This window comes from Vibrio kagoshimensis, assembly GCF_050337535.1.
Classification (GTDB): Bacteria; Pseudomonadota; Gammaproteobacteria; order Enterobacterales; family Vibrionaceae; genus Vibrio; species Vibrio gallaecicus.
In genome coordinates this window covers 1-21,568 of sequence record NZ_JAKJSZ010000029.1, presented here as the reverse complement: position 1 = coordinate 21,568, position 21,568 = coordinate 1, and the positions used below count along the sequence as shown (strand labels likewise).

Annotated in this window: 24 protein-coding genes; 10 read left to right on the top strand and 14 right to left on the bottom strand. The window is 43.0% G+C overall.

Annotated elements, in window-relative coordinates; genetic code table 11:
* Nucleotides 1-38: 38 nt before the first annotated feature.
* From L4C37_RS20735 to L4C37_RS20715, 5 genes are all read right to left on the bottom strand, one after another.
* Nucleotides 39-638 (bottom strand): thiol:disulfide interchange protein DsbA/DsbL, encoded by a 600-nt coding sequence (locus tag L4C37_RS20735; protein WP_429769809.1) that lies wholly within the window; start codon nucleotides 636-638, stop codon nucleotides 39-41.
* A 69-nt stretch (nucleotides 639-707) separates the two neighbouring features.
* The gene (locus L4C37_RS20730) at nucleotides 708-1,694 is read right to left on the bottom strand and encodes a serine/threonine protein kinase (protein ID WP_137375456.1); all 987 of its coding nucleotides are present in this window, start codon (nucleotides 1,692-1,694) and stop codon (nucleotides 708-710) included.
* 47 nt (nucleotides 1,695-1,741) lie between these two features.
* Nucleotides 1,742-3,160 (bottom strand): cytochrome c oxidase accessory protein CcoG, encoded by a 1,419-nt coding sequence (gene ccoG, locus L4C37_RS20725; RefSeq protein WP_372265112.1) that lies wholly within the window; start codon nucleotides 3,158-3,160, stop codon nucleotides 1,742-1,744.
* A gap of 333 nt (nucleotides 3,161-3,493) precedes the next feature.
* On the bottom strand, nucleotides 3,494-3,757 hold the full coding sequence (locus L4C37_RS20720; RefSeq protein WP_429769807.1) for a YihD family protein: 264 nt from the start codon (nucleotides 3,755-3,757) through the stop codon (nucleotides 3,494-3,496).
* A 139-nt stretch (nucleotides 3,758-3,896) separates the two neighbouring features.
* Nucleotides 3,897-4,064, bottom strand: a complete 168-nt coding sequence (locus tag L4C37_RS20715) for a hypothetical protein (protein ID WP_167494082.1) — start codon at nucleotides 4,062-4,064, stop codon at nucleotides 3,897-3,899.
* Nucleotides 4,065-4,345: 281 nt separating this feature from the next.
* On the opposite strand from L4C37_RS20715, the gene L4C37_RS20710 reads away from it, so the two are divergent.
* Both L4C37_RS20710 and trhA read left to right on the top strand, forming a co-directional pair.
* Entirely contained in the window at nucleotides 4,346-5,137 is a 792-nt protein-coding gene (locus L4C37_RS20710; RefSeq protein WP_137375402.1) for a sporulation protein, read from the top strand.
* 134 nt (nucleotides 5,138-5,271) lie between these two features.
* Entirely contained in the window at nucleotides 5,272-5,925 is a 654-nt protein-coding gene (trhA, locus tag L4C37_RS20705) for a PAQR family membrane homeostasis protein TrhA (RefSeq protein ID WP_429769804.1), read from the top strand.
* Between the two features lie 97 nt (nucleotides 5,926-6,022).
* On the opposite strand, the gene L4C37_RS20700 is transcribed toward trhA, so the two are convergent.
* The 6 genes from L4C37_RS20700 to def all read right to left on the bottom strand — a co-directional run bounded on the left by L4C37_RS20700 (nucleotide 6,023) and on the right by def (nucleotide 12,464).
* Nucleotides 6,023-6,586 (bottom strand): DUF3157 family protein, encoded by a 564-nt coding sequence (locus L4C37_RS20700; protein WP_429769802.1) that lies wholly within the window; start codon nucleotides 6,584-6,586, stop codon nucleotides 6,023-6,025.
* Nucleotides 6,587-6,595: 9 nt separating this feature from the next.
* A complete protein-coding gene (locus L4C37_RS20695; protein WP_137375399.1) occupies nucleotides 6,596-8,041 on the bottom strand; it encodes a TrkH family potassium uptake protein in 1,446 nt (481 codons plus the stop codon).
* 24 nt (nucleotides 8,042-8,065) lie between these two features.
* A complete protein-coding gene (gene trkA, locus L4C37_RS20690; RefSeq protein ID WP_137375398.1) occupies nucleotides 8,066-9,442 on the bottom strand; it encodes a Trk system potassium transporter TrkA in 1,377 nt (458 codons plus the stop codon).
* 108 nt (nucleotides 9,443-9,550) lie between these two features.
* Entirely contained in the window at nucleotides 9,551-10,831 is a 1,281-nt protein-coding gene (gene rsmB / locus L4C37_RS20685) for a 16S rRNA (cytosine(967)-C(5))-methyltransferase RsmB (protein WP_429769799.1), read from the bottom strand.
* A 117-nt stretch (nucleotides 10,832-10,948) separates the two neighbouring features.
* Nucleotides 10,949-11,914, bottom strand: coding sequence for a methionyl-tRNA formyltransferase (gene fmt / locus L4C37_RS20680; RefSeq protein ID WP_429769797.1), 966 nt, complete (start codon nucleotides 11,912-11,914; stop codon nucleotides 10,949-10,951).
* Nucleotides 11,915-11,948: 34 nt separating this feature from the next.
* Nucleotides 11,949-12,464, bottom strand: a complete 516-nt coding sequence (gene def / locus L4C37_RS20675; RefSeq protein ID WP_206383712.1) for a peptide deformylase — start codon at nucleotides 12,462-12,464, stop codon at nucleotides 11,949-11,951.
* Nucleotides 12,465-12,604: 140 nt separating this feature from the next.
* Between def and L4C37_RS20670 the strand changes: the two genes are divergently transcribed.
* The 4 genes from L4C37_RS20670 to L4C37_RS20655 are packed head-to-tail and all read left to right on the top strand — an operon-like array spanning nucleotide 12,605 to nucleotide 15,905.
* Complete coding sequence (locus L4C37_RS20670; protein ID WP_372265106.1) at nucleotides 12,605-13,726, top strand: LysM peptidoglycan-binding domain-containing protein; 1,122 nt, start codon at nucleotides 12,605-12,607, stop codon at nucleotides 13,724-13,726.
* Nucleotides 13,723-14,844 carry a DNA-processing protein DprA gene (dprA, locus tag L4C37_RS20665; RefSeq protein WP_429769794.1) on the top strand — a complete coding sequence of 374 codons (1,122 nt, stop codon included), beginning with the start codon at nucleotides 13,723-13,725 and terminating at the stop codon, nucleotides 14,842-14,844. Before L4C37_RS20670 ends, dprA begins: the two co-directional genes overlap by 4 nt.
* 2 nt (nucleotides 14,845-14,846) lie before the next feature.
* Entirely contained in the window at nucleotides 14,847-15,323 is a 477-nt protein-coding gene (locus tag L4C37_RS20660) for a DUF494 family protein (protein ID WP_137375392.1), read from the top strand.
* 12 nt (nucleotides 15,324-15,335) lie between these two features.
* Nucleotides 15,336-15,905, top strand: a complete 570-nt coding sequence (locus tag L4C37_RS20655) for a DNA topoisomerase family protein (RefSeq protein ID WP_429769792.1) — start codon at nucleotides 15,336-15,338, stop codon at nucleotides 15,903-15,905.
* Nucleotides 15,906-16,010: 105 nt separating this feature from the next.
* Here L4C37_RS20655 and L4C37_RS20650 read toward each other — a convergent pair whose 3' ends face one another.
* Nucleotides 16,011-17,141 carry a 5-(carboxyamino)imidazole ribonucleotide synthase gene (locus L4C37_RS20650; protein ID WP_429769790.1) on the bottom strand — a complete coding sequence of 377 codons (1,131 nt, stop codon included), beginning with the start codon at nucleotides 17,139-17,141 and terminating at the stop codon, nucleotides 16,011-16,013.
* 5 nt (nucleotides 17,142-17,146) lie between these two features.
* The gene (purE, locus tag L4C37_RS20645) at nucleotides 17,147-17,632 is read right to left on the bottom strand and encodes a 5-(carboxyamino)imidazole ribonucleotide mutase (protein WP_004735777.1); all 486 of its coding nucleotides are present in this window, start codon (nucleotides 17,630-17,632) and stop codon (nucleotides 17,147-17,149) included.
* A 195-nt stretch (nucleotides 17,633-17,827) separates the two neighbouring features.
* Here purE and tsaC point away from each other — a divergent pair, with 195 nt between their 5' ends.
* From tsaC to L4C37_RS20625, 4 genes are all read left to right on the top strand, one after another.
* A complete protein-coding gene (tsaC, locus tag L4C37_RS20640; protein WP_372265098.1) occupies nucleotides 17,828-18,385 on the top strand; it encodes an L-threonylcarbamoyladenylate synthase type 1 TsaC in 558 nt (185 codons plus the stop codon).
* Nucleotides 18,386-18,404: 19 nt separating this feature from the next.
* A complete protein-coding gene (gene hemF, locus L4C37_RS20635) occupies nucleotides 18,405-19,322 on the top strand; it encodes an oxygen-dependent coproporphyrinogen oxidase (RefSeq protein WP_102249171.1) in 918 nt (305 codons plus the stop codon).
* 74 nt (nucleotides 19,323-19,396) lie between these two features.
* On the top strand, nucleotides 19,397-20,227 hold the full coding sequence (aroE, locus tag L4C37_RS20630) for a shikimate dehydrogenase (protein WP_429769787.1): 831 nt from the start codon (nucleotides 19,397-19,399) through the stop codon (nucleotides 20,225-20,227).
* A 3-nt stretch (nucleotides 20,228-20,230) separates the two neighbouring features.
* Nucleotides 20,231-20,500 (top strand): DUF1488 family protein, encoded by a 270-nt coding sequence (locus L4C37_RS20625; RefSeq protein ID WP_273295557.1) that lies wholly within the window; start codon nucleotides 20,231-20,233, stop codon nucleotides 20,498-20,500.
* On the opposite strand, the gene L4C37_RS20620 is transcribed toward L4C37_RS20625, so the two are convergent.
* A complete protein-coding gene (locus tag L4C37_RS20620) occupies nucleotides 20,497-21,042 on the bottom strand; it encodes a gamma carbonic anhydrase family protein (RefSeq protein WP_273295555.1) in 546 nt (181 codons plus the stop codon). The two genes, L4C37_RS20625 and L4C37_RS20620, sit on opposite strands and share 4 nt — an antisense overlap.
* Nucleotides 21,043-21,568 lie beyond the last annotated feature (526 nt).

Genomic DNA, 21,568 nt, shown 5'->3' with positions numbered 1-21,568 from the left:
TTTTCTTTTTAAGCGGTGTACTTACATTATCGCGAGGTTTATTTCTTTAGTAAGAAGTTAACCAACTCAATGTATTCGCCCGTTGTTTTGATACCTTGAGCTTGAACTAGGTAGCGATTATTTACGAGGATAGCTGGAACGCCTGAAAGACCACTGTCTTTAAAGCCTTTGTCGAATCGACGAACCATAGAGTCGATGGCGAAACCGTTGAAAGCCGCATCGTATTTCTTTGCATCTACCCCTTCATCTAGGAAGATTTGGCGCAGTTCTGCATCGTCTTTTGGTGCTTTTTGCATATTGTGGATGCGATTAAATAGCACAGGTGTCATTTTGTCTTCGACTTTAAGTGCGATAGAAGTTGCGTAAGCTTTACTCATCGACTTACCCATTTTACCGCCCATGAAAGATACATGGTTTTTTTGCAGTTTTACGCCTTCAGGCAGTTGTTGCTTTAGCTGCTGAATAATAGGTTCAAAGCTATGACAGTGTGGGCAATAGAAAGAGAAAAACTCGGTCACTACTGGCTTTTTTGAAGGCTCTAGATCTAACGTTTTGTAATGTTCGCCTTCATTAAACTTAGCCGCGTGTGCAGAAAGGCTAAGTAATACAAGTGAGAAAAATGCGAGCAGCTTTTTCATTATTCAATCTCCATTATTATTTGAATTCTGGTTGTTTTTTGAGTCTTGGTAACTGTAAGCAATGCTCAATTACCACTGTGGCATTAATGATAACGGTGGTTCTTGTAATGTTGCTAACTGTTCCTTACAAGCAAGAACTTGGCTCTCCCAGTATTTTGGATCATTAAACCAAGGAAAAGCGAGCGGGAAGGCAGGATCGTGCCATCGTTTTGCTAACCATGCCATGTAATGCACCATTCGTAGACCGCGTAGTGGCTCAATTAGTTTCAACTCAGCAGTATTAAAATCGCAAAACTCTTGGTAGTTTTCCAAAATAATATCGAGTTGCATGAGTTTATCTTGGCGCTCACCATTTAGCAGCATCCATAAATCTTGTACAGCAGGTCCATTTCTCGCATCATCGAGATCCACAAACATAGGCCCATCACGCCATAGTATATTCCCTGGGTGGCAATCTCCATGGAGGCGAATATTTTTATAATTATTATCCCATTGAGATTCTAGTGCTTTGATAAGTAAATCAAGATCGTTGAAGAATACGTTTTCTAGATGCGTTGGAATGAAATTAGAATTTTCTAGAATTTTACGTGGTTGATAAAGGTATTCATCTAAGCTGAGAGTCGGACGATGTTGAAAAGTTTTACCTGCGCTGGCTTTATGAATGCGCCCAAGGAAACGTCCAACGCCTTCCAATTGGTCTAGGTTATCCACTTCATATTGACGGCCACCCACACTGGTAAACAAAGCAAACATGTAGCCTTGGTATTCATGTAATGTTGCGCCATTAATTATCATTGGTGGTGCAACTGGTAACTCCTGCTCGATCAGCTCAAGAGCGAAATCATGTTCTTCTTGAATTTGCTCTTTGCTCCAACGTTGAGGTCGGTAGAATTTTACTACATAGCGTTTTTTGTCTTCATCTGAGAATTGATAAACACGGTTCTCATAGCTATTAAGGGCAAGAAGACCAGATTCAGCGCGGACACCAATGCTTTCAAGGGCGTACCACATGAAGTCGGGTGTTAAGTTATCAAAGTTAAAGGCTTGCATAGTCATAAAATAAAAAAGGCTCATTACTGAGCCTTTTTCCGTTAATTGTGCAGTTACAGCTTCTTAATAAAGCGGCTTTCTACTTCAATGGTAAATTCTTCACTATCAGAGAGTATAAACTGAATTGTAGAAACCGGTGAGCTGAGTTTTTCAGGATCAGCCCCTAAGCTTATAGGTAAATTCAATACTTCACCTGGCTGCACTTCTACCGATTGTTTTCCGTACCAAGTAACATTAGGTATGCCTTCAACATCGAACGTGTATTCTTGAAGTTGCTGGGTTTTATTAATGATTTTAAGTGTGTAAGTGTTTTCAATAAAACCTTCATTGTTAACTCTAAACAATTGGTTACGGTCTCTTAATACACTCAAACCTGCAGGGTCAACACTGGCTATCTGAACGAAGAACAGGCCAATCATAATTAATAATATAGCACCATACCCTAGCAGTTTAGGACGCATGACTTTTGTATCGTGGCCATCGAGTCGATGCTCAGTTGTGTAATTGATTAGACCTTTCTCGTAGCCCATGCGATCCATTGTTTTATCACAAGCATCAATACATGCGCCGCAGTTAATGCATTCATATTGCAAACCATCACGGATATCTATCCCTGTTGGGCACACCTGAACACATAAATTACAGTCAATACAGTCACCAAGACCAAGTGATTTTGGATCAGCTTTACGAGAACGAGGTCCTCGGCTTTCACCGCGTTTAGGATCATAACCAACAATGAAAGTATCTTTATCAAACATTGCAGATTGGAATCGAGCGTATGGACACATGTGTAAGCATACTATCGAACGCATCCAGCCGGCATTTGCATAAGTACAGCCCGCAAAGAATAGAATCCAAAAGGCTGGCCAAAATGATGCATTAAAGGTAAAGAAATCGACGACCAGTTCTTTTACAGGGATAAAGTAGCCAACAAATGTGAAGCCGGTGGCAAGGGCTATGGCTATCCAGGCTATGTGTTTAAGCGTTTTACGCATTAACAAGTTAGGGGTGAGCTTCCCTGAATCTTGTTTTCTTCGTTTGTTAGCTGCGCCTTCTAGTTTCTCTTCGAACCAAATATACATAAAGGTCCAAACGGTTTGTGGGCAAAGATAACCACACCAAACCCGACCTAAGAAGGTGGTTATAAAAAAGAGAGCAAAAGCCGCGATAACAAATAATATGGCGAGTAAAGTCAGATCTTGAGGGTATAAAGTAGTGCCAAAGAAGTTAAATTGTTGGCTACCGATATCCAATAAGATCGCTTGTCGTTCACCAAATGGTATCCACGGAATAAGGGCAAAAAGTAGCAGTAAGAACCAACCGCCATAACGACGTAATTGCTGGAATTTACCTTTACTTTCACGTACGTAAATACGGTTACTTGGGTTAAATCGATCTCCGTTACCTTTATGTGTCTTAGGGTTAAAGGTTTTAGGAGTCACATCTTTGATATCGATTTTATCCTGACTCATGGGATATCCTTTTTGTGGCATTTGGTGCCATTTCTTATTGATAGCACTCTACGACATTGCTTTGAAATAATGATTTTTAAGTGAATCGGGTAATAAAAACCTACAGTAAACATCGAAGGGTCGAAACTTAGTGCAGTTCATTATTACTATTTTAGAAGATTCTTATGGATGGCGATTATAACGGCAATATTGTTCTAATTTCTTTAACGCTATCAACCTTTAACAACAAAACTCATAACAGTTGTGATGAAAAAGTAGCGAACAGAAACAAAAAAGCGACCACTAAGGCCGCTTTAGAGTTTGATATCGTTTTAGATGATGGGCTTCGAAGGACTAAATAATGCCTCGAGCTTTTAAAATTGCAGTTTTAAAATCATCTTCTTGATCCTTTTTAAGACCAGGAATCATGTCATCTTTTTGGCTGTTACGCATTTTTAGGTGATAGATCAGCACGTCGTCGGTGAGTTCTTCAAGTTTACCTTCGTAACCGGCCTCTTGTGATAGCTTGATGATAAATTCGAGCAAGTTCAGTTCTTGGTCTTTTTGCCATTCAGGCTCCATCAGTTCCAATAACTCTTCAATTCGATGGCACTTCATGCAGCTTTCTCCACAATATTTATAATGATTTTTGCTAAAGGTATCAAATCAGGTCGGGAATACCAACGTGGAAGAGTGAATAAAAGCAGAGTGGGAAAGTGAAGAAAAGAAAAAAGCGCAGTAAATACTGCGCTTTTTGTTAAGCGGCTTGAGTAACTTTTACTGAAGCAGGTGCTAATAAAGCAGCCTTTTCCACTAAAGTCATTGCAGGAGCCATTTTCTTTGCCGTTGGTGCAGTGACAAAGCCACTACGACGACGCATCGCACTACGGTTGGTGTGCGAAGACCTGACAGCTGTTGGGCGCATTTTTTACCTAACGGTCAGGCATATCCATTGCCAATCTAATGGCCTGACTAATCATGAGTTGAGCTTCAATTACTTGAAGTTTGGCTCTTCTGGCTTTCGCCAATCCAAACGATTAGTCAGGATAATGATATGCATGCATATCAAGAATAGATTATCACTATCTTACCCTTCGATCGACCGTTGGATAAGAAACGTTCACAAATCGAGCTAAAATAGTAAGAGAAATAGATTTGAGTTTGATCCTATTTAAGGCTTAAGATGATGTTTTAAAGGAGGTGCATATGTCGTTCTTCAAGAAAACGTTAGCCAGCTTTGGCATTGGATCTGCAAAAGTGGATTCAGTTTTGCAACAGGAAGTGCTTTATCCAGGCGAAAAAGCCAACATAACTGTACATGTTTATGGTGGCTCCCAAGCGCAAGAGATCGATAATATTGATTTGAACCTGTGCTGTCGCTACATAAAAGAAGTGCCGGTTGATTCAAATGGGCGCGAAAGTTCACAAACTCGCCGTATGCACCAAACTTACTCTTTGGTGAAGTGGAGCCTACCTTATGCGTTTACCATTCAGCCCGGCGAAACTCGTGATTTTGAGTGCGAGTTGGATGTCCCACTCAATACACCTGTCACTATTGGTGATGCGAAAGTTTGGTTGGAAACTGGGTTAGATATCGCGATGGCGGTTGATCCATCAGATAAAGATATCTTAACGGTTCGACCTGATAAATTGCTCGACAGCATTCTCAGTGAGTTAGAAGAACAAGGTCTTCGTATTCGCCAGGTGGAATGTGAAGCGGTAGATGGTTTTGAGCTTCCTTTTGTCCAAGAGTTTGAGTTTGTTCCAACTACAGGTCCTTACCATGGGCGCTGGAGAGAACTTGAAGTTGTGGCTCATCGAAGCGAAACTGAACTGCAATTATGGTTTGAGATTGACCGAAATCGTCACGGCGCCAAAGGTATGCTAGCCAGTTTACTTGGTATTGGTCAGTTAAAACGACAGTTAAGTTTGCCGCTTGATACTCCTCCTGAGGAAGCCGGTAAGCGAGTGATTGAATATCTAGAGTCGGTTTCTTAATTGGTTTCTAGTTTTTGGCTTAGTATTATTTGAAAGCATATCGTTAACTTTGAGCCTGTTATTTATTTAAGCTTACACGTGTAAGCTTAATGTGTAATACTAGATTAAATATTCTATTAATCTAGTTGGTTTTTATGTCCGCCTCATCTGCGAGTGAGTACTGTGAAAAAGAAGAACGTGCGAATGCTATTACTCATGGTTTAGGAGTAATACTGGGCGTTGTTGGCTTAGTTCTTCTACTGGTTAGGGCTAATACCTTCGAAGCTGATGCATTAACCATGATCAGCATGGCGGTGTATGGCTGTAGCATTATTTTATTATTCCTCGCTTCAACGCTTTACCATTCCATCACTACAAAAAAAACCAAGCGCTTACTAAAAACACTGGATCACTGTGCTATCTACTTGTTAATTGCAGGCAGCTACACCCCTTTCTTATTAGTTGGATTACGTACCCCTTTAGCTATAGGGCTAATGGCAGTCATCTGGTGTATTGCACTTTTTGGCATCATTATGAAAATTGCATTCGTTTATCGCTTTGAACGCTTATCTTTAGTGACTTACTTAACGATGGGTTGGTTATCTGTGATTGTGATTTACCAACTAGTGAAAAGTATTGATATTGGTGGGGTGATATTACTGGCTGTTGGGGGCATTATTTATTCGTTAGGCGTTATTTTTTACGTTAAAGATCGTATCCCTTACAACCATGCTATCTGGCATTTGTTTGTTTTGGCTGGGTGTTTCTGTCACTTCTTAGCCATATATTTATACGTTGAGCCTGTTTAAGTAGGGGTTAACTCAGTAGCTCAGATAGGCAGATATCATTACTTCATAGCTATATGCCTATATCAACGAAGTAATGAATAGAATTATGCGATTGGGGCTAGCGTGTTACTACGTTCTCAATATCCACTTCAATTCGATATTTTGGATATTGACCAACATCTACGATGAGATCTTTACCTTTAGCAGAAGTTTGAGGTCTCAAGTAAGTATCAGCCAAGCGTTTTATTGATTGCCATGTATCAAAGCTGCCCTCATGCAACAGTTCACCTGTTGGCGAATAAACCGCGAATGTTAAGGTAACCAATACAACCGATTGAGTGCTTTGGTTGGTCACGGATACAGGCAAGATTAGCTGCCCATCTTCATACGTGCTTGCTCCAATGAGTACATCTAATCCTGACTTTGATAGTTGCAAACTTGGTTTGTCATTACCTACAGTAATAGTGGTACCTTTCATTGCTTGCTGAACGACAGGGATCGCTTCAAATGTTGTCGCTTGTTCCGTATTGGTGGGAATTTGCTCTGTGCTGGTGGAAGTGTATTCCCACGTAAAGTCATCTTTTAAGCGAACTTGCTTTCCATCTTGTAACGTTACTGTTTGTTCTGCCATCACGGAAGATGAAAGCAAAGTGAAAGCCAGTAATGTGTTCCAACGTGTCATATCAATTCCTTAGCGTCGCCAAAAGGCGGGGAAAAATAGTACCAAAATAGTTAAAATTTCTAAGCGACCCATCAACATTCCTACACTCAATAGCCACTTTGCAGCGTCTGGTAATGGAGCGAAATTTCCCGTTGGGCCAATAACGCTACCCATTCCAGGACCGACATTTGCCACCGCGGTAATAGCACCTGAAATACTGGTTACTGGATCTAACCCCATCGCGCTGAGCCCGCCGGCGACTAATATTATGGTGATGAAAAACATTAAGCCGAAGGCTACGAGTGACCGAACAATATCATCGTTTACAGGTCGCTGATTATAGCGTTGCACAAAGACTCCTGAAGGATGAATGAGTTTCATCATTTGTTTGTGCAGTAACGTCATGGCTATCTGGAAACGGAAAATTTTGATGCCGCCAGAAGTCGAACCAGAACAAGCTCCTGCCATCATTAAAAATGCAAAGAGAGTAGTGGGTAATGCGCCCCATGCTGTGAAATCTTCTAAACCAAAGCCTGTTGTTGTAACTACCGATACGATGTTAAACATCGAAACTCTCAGGGCATCGAGTACGCTGTAGCCATCTCTAATTACTAGCCATGAAGCTATAATGACGCTTGAGGTTAGGAATAAAATCGTGAAACCACGCACTTGCGCGTCTTTGTAAAGAGGCGCCATTTTTTTATTTCTAAGCACACTGACAAAGAGTAAAAACGGTAAACCACCTAAAAACATGAAGATTGTACCTACCCAATGTGCACTATTGGAGAAGTGATTCATTGAGCCATCAGACGTTGAGTAACCACCAGTAGAAAGTGTGGTAAAGGCATGGTTTATTGCATCAAATAGGTTCATCCCAGCGAACAGATAACTGACTAGACAAAGACCAGTTAGCACAAGATAAACCCCCACAATGTTCTTAGCGACGGTCTTGGCTCTTGGGCTGCTTTTATCTGACCAATCAGAAGATTCTGTTTGGAATAGCCTCATTCCTCCAACATTGAGCATCGGAAGTACCGCTACTGCCATTACGATGAAGCCGATTCCTCCTAACCATTGAAGGATGGAGCGCCACAATAAAATGCTCGGAGCCATGGCATCTAGCCCGCTAAGCACCGTTGAACCAGTTGTCGTGATACCAGACATGGTTTCGAAGTAGGCATCGGTAAAGCTAATATGGTTAATGAAAACAAAGGGTAATGCTGCAAATGCGCTGGCTATCGTCCATACAAAGGAGGTAATCAGGAACATATCGCGTACCCCAAGCCGGAACGTTGCGGTACGACCTAAACTGAGGCAGATAAACGCCACAATATGTGTAATGGCAACTGACTGTCCAAACTCAAGAAAGCCTCCTGTGCCGGTAAAGAAAGCAACAAGAGTGGGGATGTACATAAACAGGGCTAGTTTTGAAAGTACTAACCCGATTACTAATAATATGGGACGAAAGTTGACCATGTGAGCTCGCCGTAAAACGGAGTTTTACAAAAAGAATGGGCTTGGTTGGAAGAGTGACTCAACGTCAGGCACGTATTTTTTGTCGACTAAGAACATCACAACGTGATCATCTTGTTCGATGACGGTTCTATCGTGCGCGATCAATACTTCTTCCCCTCGAACGATGGCACCAATTGTTGTACCTGGTGGAAGTTTGATATCACCAATGGCTTTTCCTACTACCTTCGACGTTGTTTCATCACCATGAGCGATGGCTTCGATAGCTTCTGCCGCGCCTCGACGTAGAGATGATACATTCACAATATCGGCACGACGAACGTGAGTCAGCAAGGCAGAAATTGTCGCTTGTTGAGGCGATATTGCTACATCAATTACGCCGCCTTGTACCAAATCGACATAAGCACCACGTTGGATCAACACCATTACCTTTTTTGCCCCCATGCGTTTTGCAAGCATGGCAGACATGATGTTGGTTTCATCTTCATTGGTCAGTGCAATGAATACATCAACTTGGTCGATATTTTCTTCGGCGAGTAATTCTTGGTCTGCTGCATCACCACAAAATACGATGGTATTTTCTAATTCTTCAGACAGCTTTTCGGCACGGTTGTAGCTACGCTCAATGAGTTTGATGCTGTAACTCTGTTCCAAACGTTTTGCCAAGCTGGCACCGATATTACCTCCTCCCACAATCATGATGCGGCGGTAAGGCTTTTCAAGACGTTGCAGCTCACTCATTACCGAACGGATATGGTTACTTGCTGCCACAAAGAAGACTTCATCATCAGCTTCAATAACGGTTGTGCCTTGTGGTCTGATAGGGCGACCTTGGCGGAAAATAGCGGCGACTCGGGTATCGATGTGCGGCATATGTTCACGTAAAGCAGACAGTGCGTTACCAACTAGTGGACCGCCGTAATAAGCTTTTACTGCCACCAGGCTGACTTTTTGCTCTGCAAAGCTAACCACCTGCAGAGCGCCTGGGTACTGAATCAAGCGTTCAATATAGCTTGTCACCAGTTCTTCTGGTGCGATCAGGTGATCGACAGGAATTGCGCCTGATTTAAAGAGGGCTTCTTTTTCTTCCAAATACTGTGGTGAGCGAATACGGGCAATTCGGTTTGGTGTATTAAATAAAGAGAAAGCAACTTGGCAAGCTGCCATGTTAGTTTCATCCATGTTTGTCACGGCAACCAACATGTCGGCATCTTGTGCCCCAGCTTCCCTCAGGGTTTGAGGGTGGCTTGCGTAACCATTGATGACTCGTAAGTCATATTTATCCTGAAGTTCACGTAGGCGATCGCTATCGCGGTCAACAATAGTGATATCGTTATTTTCGCCTACTAGGTTCTCTGCAAGTGTACCGCCAACTTGCCCAGCCCCAAGGATAATGATTTTCATAGCCTGTCTCTTTATCGTTGTAATTTAATTGCTCGTTTCAGTTGAAACGATTTGTGCATCATAACGAAACAGCGGCTAAGAAATGATTCTTAACCGCTGCGTTTATTTCTATGCTTGTTTTACTAAAACCGCGTAGTAGAAGCCATCCATATCTTCTTCACCAGGTAGAATTTGACGACCTGGATTTTCGATATCAGAACCAACTAAAGTGGCATTCGCTGTACGATCTAAAAATGCTTTTACTTGCAGCACGTTCTCTTGTGGAGTGATAGAACAAGTTGCGTAAACCATTGTGCCGCCTTCTTTTAGCTGGCGCCACATTGCATCCATAATTTCACTTTGTAATTCAGCAAGCGCATCAATATCAGATGCGCGGCGAAGCCATTTAATATCTGGGTGACGACGAATCACACCTGTTGCTGAACAAGGCGCATCAAGTAGGATACGGTCGAACTTATCGCCCATCCACCACTCTTCAGGGTAGCGAGCATCACCACAGATAACATCAGCACGTAATTGTAGGCGTTCAAGGTTATCGTAAACACGATCCAGACGCTTGATATCGCAGTCGATAGCGACAACTTCAGTGTCTTGAGTATGTTCAAGAATGTGTGCGGTTTTACCACCTGGAGCGGCGCAGCAATCAAGGATTAGCTCACCATTTTTTGGTGTTAGGTAATCGACAGAAAGCTGAGCAGCGGCGTCTTGTACTGAAACCCAACCTTTATCGAAACCTGGCAATAAGGTTACATCGCAAGGTGACGCTAATTTGATGGCATCAGCAGCTTCTGGGTGTACTGTGTATTCAATGTTTTCGTTATTCAGTAGCTCAACATATTCGTCGCGAGTGTGGTGCTGACGGTTTACACGTAACCACATAGGCGCTTTGCTGTTGTTTGCTTCAATCAATTGCTCCCACTTATCTGGGTAGCTTTCTTTAAGCATTTTAAGGATCCAGCTTGGATGGCTGTATTTACCTGCATTGTGGCTAATTGCTTTCTCGTCTAGCTCTTCTTGATCGCGTAGGTAGCTACGTAGTACTGCATTAATCAAACCGCTAAGGCTTGGACCGCGAAGTGTTTTGGTTGCTTCAACTGTTTCAGCAACGGCAGCATGCGAGGGAATGCGCATAAAGCTTAACTGGTAAATGCCGACTAAGATCAGGTGATGGAATACGCGTTTTTTACCTTTAAGCGAGTTTTCCATCAGCTCGTTAGCGATTGACTCTAAGCGAGGCAGGTAACGAAGTGCGCCGTAGCAAATCTCTTGCAGTAGAGCATGGTCTCGCGGGCGGATCGTTTTTTGAGCCGCAGGGAGAGCGTGTGAAAGAGAGTGGCCTTTATCGACAACTTGGAATAGGACATTTGCAGCAGCAGCGCGAACATTCATGAGGGGTACCGAATATTTATTGAATATATGAGGGCATCTCTGCCCTCGTAAAGGTTTTCTAGTGCCGCTTTTCAGCAGCGGGCTAACAAGTTAGCCAAAGCAAGGGTAACGAAATGATTACGAAAGTTGCGAACCGACTTCGAACCAGCTTGCTCTTGAATTAAGGATATCTTGTACTGACATCGCCTTTTTACCAGGTACTTGCAGCTGTTCAAGAACAAGTACGCCTTGCCCTGTCGCTACATAGATACCCGTTTTATCGGCTTTGATGATTGTGCCAGTTGGCTCAGATGCTGATTCATCATCAACACGTGTTTGCCAAACTTTAATGCTTTTCTCATCATTAGAGCTGCTATCCACAACTGCAAAGTGGCTCATTGGCCATGGGTTGAAAGCGCGGACACAACGTTCGATGTGTTCAGCACTGTCATTCCAATCAATCTTCGCTTCTTCTTTGCTCAGCTTCTTCGCGTAGTTAGCAAGTTCATCATTTTGCTTTTCAGCAACTGCTTTACCAGAAGCGATTTCAGCTAAACACTCAACAAGAGCGTCAGGGCCAAGACCTGCTAACTTTTCGTACATGGAAGCGCTGGTATCCGTCGCTTCGATTGGTAACGTTGCGATACTTAGCATGTCACCCGTGTCTAGACCGATATCCATCTGCATGATGGTCACGCCTGTTTCTTTATCACCCGCCCAGATAGAGCGTTGAATTGGAGCTGCCCCACGCCAGCGAGGTAGGATAGAGCCATGCACATTGATGCAACCTAAGCGAGGCGTATCGAGAACAGCTTGTGGTAACAACATACCGTAAGCCACAACTACCATGATATCGGCATTGAGATCAGCCAACTCTTGCTTAGCTTCATCTGACTTGAAGTTTTCAGGTTGGAAAACCGGAATATCGTGCTCAAGTGCCAGTTGTTTTACTGGTGGCGCAGACAATTTTTTTCCGCGACCAGCTGGGCGATCTGGGTTGGTGTAAACCGCAATAACATCATGCTCCGAAGACAACAACGCCGCCAAGTGACGGGCGGCGAAATCCGGAGTACCTGCAAAGACAATTCTTAAAGACTGACTCAAGGTAGGCTTCCTTCTAATTTAGTAAAACTAACGACTACTTAGCTTGTTTCTCATTGAAACGTTTAATTTTCGCTAGTTTATCTTGGATACGTTTACGCTTCATTGGTGATAGGTAATCAACAAATAACTTGCCTTCTAAGTGGTCAAGTTCGTGTTGAACACAGATAGCCAGTAGGTCGTCAGCGTCGAATGTGAATTCGTTTCCGTCACGATCTAATGCTTTAACTGTTACTTCTGCTGCGCGAGGTACTAAAGCTCGTGCGCCAGGAACCGATAGACAACCTTCTTCGATGCCATCTTCGCCACGTTTCTCGGTAATTTCAGGGTTGATAAGCACCATTGGCTCATCGCGCGTTTCTGAAACATCGATAACGACGATGCGCTGGTGGAAATCAACCTGCGTTGCCGCAAGGCCAATACCTTCTTCGTCGTACATGGTTTCAATCATGTCATCAACGAACTTTTGAATTTCTGGGGTTACTTCCTTTACCGGTTTCGCCACGGTGCGTAGACGATCATCCGGTAATGTTAATACTTCTAATACAGACATATACACTCGAAATGTTGAACTGTGCCGAAACAGCATAAACCTTGTTGGCTCAATTCTAGACATTTTAGAAGCCAAATGACAGCATCCTGAAAGTAATTCTCGGATTAGATATCATATATTCAGCCCAAGGGACTCTGGTCATGCGTCAATTTTCTCGTACACTTTCTCTTCTTTGTTTGCCTCTATCATTGTCATTTTCGGCTCAAGCGACTGAAGATAAAGCCGCTGATAAACCTCTTAACATCAAAGAAGGGGCACCAGAGACGTATATTGTTGTTAAAGGCGATACGCTTTGGGATATATCTGAAATGTATCTAGATAGCCCATGGTTGTGGCCTCGTCTTTGGCAAGTCAACCCAGAAATAGATAACCCTCACCTTATTTACCCTGGTGATAAACTTTCTTTGGTTTGGATTAACGGTCAGCCAGTCTTGAGCTTAAAGCCAGTTATTAAACTGAGTCCGAAAATTCGAGTATCAGAGAAGAAAGCCTTACCAACTGTGAATGAAGGTTTAGTTTTACCTTATTTACAATCGGACCGTTTAGTCAGTGAATCTGACTTGGCTTCTGCTCAAAGAGTGCTTGGAACCAGTGACGGACGCAAGTTCTTAACAGGTGACGATAGATTATTTATTTCTGGAAATCAGCAACACTCTAAATGGGGCATTTATCGCTCAGTCGAGACGTATAAACGAGAAGAACCTGCCTCTTCTATTATGTCATTGCGATTAGTTGCCACAGCAACACTAAAAGATGCTAATGATGAATTCAGCAGTTTGAAAGTGGATAAGCAGTTACAAGAAATTCAGCTAAATGATGTGGTTTTACCTGATCTTGATATAGAGACTGTTAGTTTATCTACGACTTTCTACCCGGCACCAGCTGCTGCGGGGCAATTTGCTAATATCGTTGGTTCATTAGAGGGAAGCCAGTACAGCGCTAAGAATCAAGTGGTTGTGATTAACCGAGGTGAGCATGATCAGCTTCGACAGGGTAGTATGTTTACGCTTAATGAGTTGGGAGCAGTGGTTTATGATAAACAAGGTGAATACACCTATGAAAGCTCTTCAATTAATCAAAAACTACAGCTACCGAGTACTTCTGTCGGAAGCTTGATGGTCATTCGACCTTACGAGTATTTTAGTTTAGCTTTGATCACTAATAGCGCTAAACCCATTAATAGTCAGATTCTGGCGGTGTCACCCTTAACGCCTTCTATTATTCCGAAAACGGTAGAGTCTGAAACGGAAACGGAAGAGTGAATGAGCAGGAGCTTTCTGCTTGGCTAACTCTTAGCTTCATTCCTCAACTCGGCGGGAAGCGACTTTCCCGCCTGCTGGCATTTGACTCGCCTTTAAATATTGTTCAATCTTCCTCGCAACAGCTTCAAGCTTTTGGCTTATCACCTAAGCAAGTTTCTTACCTTTTTGAAAAAGCACCTAAAGAAGTGGATGATTGCCTTGCTTGGTTAAATAAGCATTCAAACCATCATATAATTACTTCGTCTTGTTCCCTTTATCCGAAACAGTTAGCAAATATTGCCTCTGCGCCGAGCGTACTATTTGTAAAAGGGCAGGCTGATAAATTAATTGAACCTCAAATAGCTATGGTCGGTAGTAGAAATGCCACTTTAGAAGGTCTTAATACTGCGAAGTTATTTGCTCAGGAGTTTGTGAAAAAAGGGTTGATAGTGACTAGCGGGTTAGCGTTAGGCATTGATGGCTATGCGCATGATGGAGCTTTAAAGGCGGGAGGAGAAACTTTCGCGGTTTTAGGTTCTGGTCTAGAGTCTATTTACCCCGCAAGGCATCGGAGTTTGGCCGAGAGAATTGTAGAAAGTGGTGCTTTAATTTCTGAATTTCGTCCTCACGCTAAACCTCGACCTGAACATTTCCCTCGCCGTAACCGTATTATTAGTGGCTTGTCTTTAGGTACGTTAGTGGTTGAGGCGGCTGAAAAGAGTGGTTCGCTTATCACAGCTCGGTATGCATTGGAGCAAGACAGAGAAGTCTTCGCGCTTCCTGGCTCTATCCACACTCCTACTAGTCGAGGCGGAAATAGTTTAATAAAAGCAGGTGCTTGCCTAGTTCAAAGTGCTCACGATGTTTTATTCGAATTAGAAAGCCTATTACATTGGTCAATAGAGCAGCAGCCCAGCTTGTTTCCAACTCAAGAACCTTCCTTAACAGTCACCCAAAATGAACAATTGCCATTTCCACAGCTGTTAGCTAACGTAGGAATAGAAGCGACACCCGTTGATATTTTGGCACAGAGAACCCATATACCTGTGCATGAAGTCATGATGCAGCTTTTGGAGCTTGAACTCCTTGGGCATGTTGTTGCAGTTTCTGGTGGCTATATTCGAAAGGGGAGAGACTAGCTATGATGATGGACATACTGATGTACTTGTTTGAAACCTACATCCATAGCGATTCTGAATTGCAGGTGGATCAAGATGAGCTGGAAGATGAATTGCTTCGAGCTGGTTTTAATCAAAGTGATATATACAAAGCTCTCCATTGGTTAGAAGAGCTTGCTGCACTGCAAGAAACAGATAACCAAGCAGCAATCGCGACATGTTCGACAACATCGATGCGAGTGTACACCGAGAAAGAAGTGTCTCGAATTAATTTGGAATGTCGTGGGTTTTTATTATTCCTAGAGCAGATCAACGTATTAACGACCGAAATTCGCGAGATGGTGATTGATCGCGTAATGGGTTTGGAAACAAACGAATTTGAGCTGGATGATCTGAAGTGGATTATTTTAATGGTACTGTTTAATGTGCCTGGTAATGAAAGTGCATATACGCAAATGGAAGAGCTGCTGTACACCAAAGAGCAAGGTATCTTGCATTAATACAGGCGTAAGATGAGCAGTAAGATTGATAACCAACTTTTTTCAGCACATGAACATGCATTAGAGCATGAGCCATGCCCTCAATGTGGTGGAGAGCTTCATCTTCGCCATGGTAAGCACGGTCCGTTTTTAGGCTGTAAGCTTTACCCAAGTTGTGATTACATCAAACCATTACATCAAAATGATGGTCATGTGGTTAAGGAACTTGGAGTCCCATGTCCTGAATGCCAGAATGAGTTGGTATTAAGGCAAGGTCGATTTGGGATGTTCATTGGGTGCAGTAATTACCCTGAATGCCATCATATTGAGTCGTTAGATCAGCCTAAAGAGCAGGTTGAAGAAAAGCCTTTGGTTGGTTGTCCTGAATGTGGACGAGGCCACTTGGTTGAGCGTAAATCTCGCTATGGCAAAACCTTCTATGCTTGCGATAACTACCCTAAGTGTAAGTTCGCAGTTAATCAGCCACCCATTATAGGTCGTTGTGAAGAGTGTCAGTTCCCGCTGTTACTTGAGAAGAAAACAGCCAATGGTACCAAGAAGCAATGTGCTGATCGCAAGTGTCATCACATTCAATCTCAGTAGTAATATAAATCACAGTAAGCGAATGATCAGAAATAAAAAAACGGCGCTCAATGAGCGCCGTTTCTATATCAAATAAACTTTTTATATCAATAAACCAATGTAGGCTTACTTCATTTGCTCAGCAAACTCATGCACAGCAGGGTAGGCTTGTCTGTCGAGAATGTTTGCCAGAGAGCATAACGCTCTTTGCAGCTCTGCATTGTAGTCAGCACTCACGTTTATGTGACCCATCTTACGGCCTGCGCGCTTCTCTTTGCCATACCAATGAACATGACAACCACCTTGAGCCAAAATCGCTTCAGGTAGAGTATCTTCGCCAAGGATGTTGATCATTGCGGTTGGGCGAACCAGCTTAGTGCTGCCTAGTGGCATTCCACATACGGCACGTAGATGGTTTTCAAACTGACAAGTCTCCGCGCCTTGTTGCGTCCAGTGGCCAGAGTTATGAACACGTGGTGCAATCTCGTTAACCAGCAGTGAACCTTGAACATCAAAGAACTCTAGTGCTAGTACGCCAACGTAATCTAAGCGTTCTGCAATGGCGGTGAACATGGTTTTCGCTTGCTCTTGCAGTTCAATGTCATCAATCGCTGTCGATAAGCTCAACACGCCATCGGTGTGAACATTTTCAGCCAATGGGTATACTTGGATCTCGCCATTAACGCCACGAGCACCAACCAGTGATACTTCACGGTCAAATGGAACGAACTCTTCAGCCACAATCGCTTGGTTGTCTGTTGCGGCAATGCACTCAGCCATTTCTGTCCAAGTTGCGTCAACATTGTCTAATGTCTTTAAGCGCCATTGACCTTTGCCATCGTAGCCACCAAGTGTGCTCTTCAATACCATTGGTAAGCCAACGTGAGCGATCGCAGCGTCAAAGTCTTCGCGAGAGTTAATCACGTAGTACTTAGCATTTTTCACGCTTGCTTCGTCTAACAGGGCTTTTTCAAGGCGACGGTCACCGCCGGCTTTGATTGCTTCTGTTGTCGGGAAGAACTTACCGCTGCGCTCACATACCTCAAGTACATCGTGAGGGATATGTTCGAACTCGGCAGTAATGACGTCCGCACGCTCAATCGCATTTTCTAAACCATTGCCTAGAATCGCTTGCGTTAATGGGTGAACAATATTTTTGCTGCCAACATCAAAAGCAGAAATTTCAAGATTCAGTGGTGCCCCCGCTAGGGACATCATGCGAGCAAGTTGGCCCGCGCCTAACACAAGAACATGCATGGGAATTAGTCCTCTGCAGGGTTTGGATTAGCAAGAACCGTTTCTGTTTGCTCAGAGCGGAACGCTTCTACTTTCGCCATTACTTCTTCATTGTGTGTACCAATGATTTGAGCTGCTAGGATGCCAGCATTGGCAGCGCCAGCTTCACCGATAGCCAAAGTACCTACAGCGATACCTTTTGGCATTTGTACGATAGAAAGCAGAGAGTCCATGCCTTTTAGTGCTTTAGACTGAACAGGAACACCCAAAACAGGTACGCTTGTGAAAGCAGCCGCCATACCTGGAAGATGTGCAGCACCGCCCGCTCCTGCAATAATCACTTTAATACCGCGCTCTTTCGCACTGGTTGCGTAGTCAGCAAGCAATTGAGGTGTGCGGTGAGCAGAAACCACTTTTGTTTCGTACGCCACGCCAAACTGATCCAACATTTCTGCAGCTAGCTTCATTGTTGGCCAATCAGATTTAGAACCCATGATAATACCGACAGTCATCTCAAACTCCTTCAGGTACGATTTAATTAGTGATTAGATATTTTGCGCGCATTATACGGGTAAAATGGCTTAAGGAAAACGTTTGCGTCAGTCTAAGTTGTTAATTGATACATTTTATAAACAAATAGCTTTAGTCACAGTGAATGATAATTTGTACACTTACCGAGTTCGATAACTGAATTAATGAGGCAACCCGTGGATAACTTTCAACATACTTTGCAGGCATTACAACAAGGTGAAGTCATTGCTTACCCGACTGAAGGCGTTTTTGGGGTCGGTTGTGATCCTGATAATCCACAAGCCATCAAGAAATTACTCGAGTTAAAACAGCGCCCGGTTGAAAAGGGCTTGATCTTAATTGCTGCGAGTTACGAGCAGTTATTGCCTTATATTGATGAAAGCCAACTGACTGAAGCACAGTTAGCGACGGTCAAAGCGACATGGCCAGGTCCGGTCACTTGGATTATGCCAACCAGCAGTAAAGTCACTGACTGGGTAAGTGGCCAGTTTGATTCCATCGCGGTACGAGTGACGGATCACCCTTTGGTTCAAAGGATGTGTAATGAATTCGGTAAGCCGTTAACCTCTACCAGTGCCAACCTGACTGGCGAGCCGCCTTGTATGACGACTGAAGAAGTTCAACAGCAACTAGGTCAACACTTAGTCGCGATTCTAGAAGGTCAAACGGGTGGTCGTGAGAAACCAAGTGAAATTAGAGATGCAAAAACGTCGAAAATATTAAGACAGGGTTAAACCCTGCAAAGGAAGTAAGATGTCAGCAATTGATAAAGAAGCAGTAAAACAGTTTTTACTGAGCCTACAAGATTCGATTTGCCAACAGCTTGAGCAAGCTGATGGCACAGCACTGTTTGAAGAAGATGCATGGGAACGTGAACCTGGCGAACGTCTTGGTGGCGGTGGTCGAACTCGTGTGATGACCAATGGTGCGGTCTTTGAGCAAGGTGGGGTTAATTTCTCTCACGTCGCAGGTAAGGCAATGCCTGCCTCAGCCACAGCTCATCGCCCTGAGTTAGCCGGACGTAAGTTTGAAGCTATGGGGGTCTCATTAGTTATCCACCCTAAAAACCCATACATCCCAACTTCACACGCCAACGTTCGATTCTTTATTGCGGAAAAAGAAGGGGAAGACCCGATTTGGTGGTTTGGCGGTGGTTTTGACTTAACGCCATTTTATCCTTTTGATGAAGACTGCCAATCTTGGCATCAAACCGCGAAAGATCTTTGTGCGCCGTTTGGTGATGATGTTTATCAAGAACATAAAGAGTGGTGTGATAAATACTTCTATCTGCCTCACCGAGACGAAACACGCGGTGTTGGTGGTCTGTTCTTTGATGATCTGAATGAATGGGGTTTCGATAAGAGCTTTGCTTATATGCAGGCAGTTGGTGAAGGTTTTACAGCCGCCTATCTACCCATTGTAGAGCGCCGCAAAGAAACGTCTTACGGTGAGCGCGAGCGTGACTTCCAACTTTATCGTCGTGGTCGCTATGTTGAATTTAACCTAGTCTATGACCGTGGCACCTTATTTGGTTTACAAAGTGGTGGTCGTACAGAATCTATATTAATGTCGATGCCACCATTAGCTCGTTGGGAATATCGCTACGAACCACAAGCGGGTTCACCAGAAGCTTTGCTTTATAGCGACTACCTAAAGCCTCGAGTTTGGTAGTTCTTCCTTCCTTATTGGGATAGTGATAGGGTCATCTATATAGATGACCTTTTTTATTTCTGTTAGGTAAGGATATGACACAGCAAGTAGATCGTTATGCCGTTTTCGGCAACCCCATTGTGCAAAGCAAATCGCCTTTTATTCATACCTTGTTTGCCCGTCAAACCAATCAGCAACTTACCTACACTGCATTACAGCCAGATAGTGGCCAATTTATTGCTGCTGCTAAAGCTTTTTTTAATGACGGTGGTAGGGGGTGTAACGTCACTGCGCCTTTTAAAGAAGATGCGTATCAGTTCGCTAACCGCCTGACTGAAAGGGCTGAACTAGCGGGTGCCGTAAACACACTTAAGAAGTTAGATGATGGAGAAATCATCGGTGATAACACTGATGGCGAGGGTTTAGTTCAAGACCTTCTTCAACAGAAAGTAGTGTTAGAAGGAGCTCGTATTCTTTTACTTGGCGCTGGTGGCGCTGCGCGAGGTGTAATTCAACCTCTTCTTGACCAAAAACCGCAACAATTGGTGGTCGCTAACCGAACCCGTTCAAAGGCAGAACTATTGGCTGAGATGTTTTTTTCGTATGGAAACGTCAAGGGGATGGGGTTAAGTGATGTTAATGAAGGGTTTGATGTGATTATTAACTCTACTTCGTCTGGTCTAAGTGGTCAGCTTCCTGAAATTTCGGATGTGATTTTCAATACCAATAGTGTCGTCTATGACATGGTCTACGGATCTGGAAATACGGTATTTAATCAATGGGCTCTAGATAATGGAGTTCATGCCGCTTATGACGGGTTAGGTATGTTAGTGGGTCAAGCAGCGGAAAGCTTTATGCTATGGCGAGGGTTACGCCCTGGTTCTAAACAAGTATTAAGAGAACTACGTAAAAATTTAGAGGTATAAAAGGTGAATCAATCAATCCTATTTCCAGATATTCAAGATTGGGATGAAGCGAGTCAATCTATTATCTTCCCTGCACAACAGTCAGGCGCTCTGATTGAATGTGTAATGACTATTGAAGAATTATCACAATTGGCTGGTAAAGGGATAGAAGGTGGTGAACAAGCTTTAGTTATCTTTTCAGAGCTACGTTTTGATATTGAAGAGCTGGCGGAAGAACTAATAGAAGAAGAGGAGTATGACTCCTCTAATCGGATTCAGATCAAGGCGCTTTAGACTGGAAGTACAGAGTCTAGATAGTCGTTTTTATTCTGAACATAGTTGTCAGCTGATTTCTGTAAAAAGGCACGCTCTTTATCATTTAATGGGCGTGCTTGTTTTACAGGACTTCCTACATACAGATAACCGCTTTCAAGTACCTTATTAGGTGGTACCAAACTACCAGCACCAATCATCACTTCTTCTTTAATAACGACACCATCAAGTACAATGGCACCCATGCCAACTAAAACGCGATCCTCGATAGTGCAGCCATGCAGCATTACTTTATGTCCAATAGTGACATCATTACCTATTAATAGAGGATAACCCTCAGGGTTTTCAGCATTCTTATGGGTAACATGTAATACGCTGCCATCTTGAATGTTAGTTCTATCACCAATATGGATATGGTTCACATCCCCTCGGGCTGCAACTAAAGGCCATACACTCGAATCGTCACCGATTTTGATATCACCAACCAGTACAGAACTTGTATCTATATAGACAGCTTGCCCTATTTGAGGTGATATCCCTTTATAACTGCGTATTGAACTCATAAATCCTCCTTTAATATAGGTACCATAAGCCCTTAATTAAGAGGAATACTAGTGAAAATGGGATGTTTTGAACAAAAAACGCTCGAACAATCAAAAAAGTAAGAAAAACTTCAAAAAGAACTTGCCAATGTGATCGCAATCTCTATAATGCGACCTCGTTGAAACGGGAAGGCTTCTTAGGGAACCAGAACGAATTAACCAGTCAAATTAGCCAAGCCAAGCGCTTGAAAGAGTTTTGAAAAAAAGTGGTTGACACTAAAACTAAAATAGCTAAAATGACCGTCCGATTTGAGCGAAGCTCAAAAAAGGAAAAGCTCTTTAACAATTTAAACCTATCAATCTGTGTGGGCACTCGTTGATGAATATCAAAATTTGTTTTGCATTAGCAAAGCAAGATTTCCTCGGAAATCAATTTGGTTTCAATGAACTGAGTGACCAATACAAAATTAAGTTTACTTAATTTTGGCACAGTCAATTCATTACCATTCTGTTGGAATGGTAATAGCTTTAGAATTACATGTTTACT

Bases quoted from the DNA above. Each gene is read 5' to 3' on its own strand.
- L4C37_RS20700 (WP_429769802.1), bottom strand. From the start codon at position 6,586: ATGACACGTTGGAACACATTACTGGCTTTCACTTTGCTTTCATCTTCC.
- L4C37_RS20735 (WP_429769809.1), bottom strand. From the start codon at position 638: ATGAAAAAGCTGCTCGCATTTTTCTCACTTGTATTACTTAGCCTTTCT.
- L4C37_RS20695 (WP_137375399.1), bottom strand. From the start codon at position 8,041: ATGGTCAACTTTCGTCCCATATTATTAGTAATCGGGTTAGTACTTTCA.
- L4C37_RS20650 (WP_429769790.1), bottom strand. From the start codon at position 17,141: ATGCATGTTCTTGTGTTAGGCGCGGGCCAACTTGCTCGCATGATGTCC.
- L4C37_RS20670 (WP_372265106.1), top strand. From the start codon at position 12,605: ATGCGTCAATTTTCTCGTACACTTTCTCTTCTTTGTTTGCCTCTATCA.
- L4C37_RS20730 (WP_137375456.1), bottom strand. From the start codon at position 1,694: ATGACTATGCAAGCCTTTAACTTTGATAACTTAACACCCGACTTCATG.
- L4C37_RS20655 (WP_429769792.1), top strand. From the start codon at position 15,336: ATGAGCAGTAAGATTGATAACCAACTTTTTTCAGCACATGAACATGCA.
- trhA (WP_429769804.1), top strand. From the start codon at position 5,272: ATGTCCGCCTCATCTGCGAGTGAGTACTGTGAAAAAGAAGAACGTGCG.
- purE (WP_004735777.1), bottom strand. From the start codon at position 17,632: ATGACTGTCGGTATTATCATGGGTTCTAAATCTGATTGGCCAACAATG.
- trkA (WP_137375398.1), bottom strand. From the start codon at position 9,442: ATGAAAATCATTATCCTTGGGGCTGGGCAAGTTGGCGGTACACTTGCA.
- L4C37_RS20660 (WP_137375392.1), top strand. From the start codon at position 14,847: ATGATGATGGACATACTGATGTACTTGTTTGAAACCTACATCCATAGC.
- def (WP_206383712.1), bottom strand. From the start codon at position 12,464: ATGTCTGTATTAGAAGTATTAACATTACCGGATGATCGTCTACGCACC.
- ccoG (WP_372265112.1), bottom strand. From the start codon at position 3,160: ATGAGTCAGGATAAAATCGATATCAAAGATGTGACTCCTAAAACCTTT.
- L4C37_RS20720 (WP_429769807.1), bottom strand. From the start codon at position 3,757: ATGAAGTGCCATCGAATTGAAGAGTTATTGGAACTGATGGAGCCTGAA.
- L4C37_RS20710 (WP_137375402.1), top strand. From the start codon at position 4,346: ATGTCGTTCTTCAAGAAAACGTTAGCCAGCTTTGGCATTGGATCTGCA.
- hemF (WP_102249171.1), top strand. From the start codon at position 18,405: ATGTCAGCAATTGATAAAGAAGCAGTAAAACAGTTTTTACTGAGCCTA.
- L4C37_RS20620 (WP_273295555.1), bottom strand. From the start codon at position 21,042: ATGAGTTCAATACGCAGTTATAAAGGGATATCACCTCAAATAGGGCAA.
- rsmB (WP_429769799.1), bottom strand. From the start codon at position 10,831: ATGAATGTTCGCGCTGCTGCTGCAAATGTCCTATTCCAAGTTGTCGAT.
- aroE (WP_429769787.1), top strand. From the start codon at position 19,397: ATGACACAGCAAGTAGATCGTTATGCCGTTTTCGGCAACCCCATTGTG.
- L4C37_RS20715 (WP_167494082.1), bottom strand. From the start codon at position 4,064: ATGCGCCCAACAGCTGTCAGGTCTTCGCACACCAACCGTAGTGCGATG.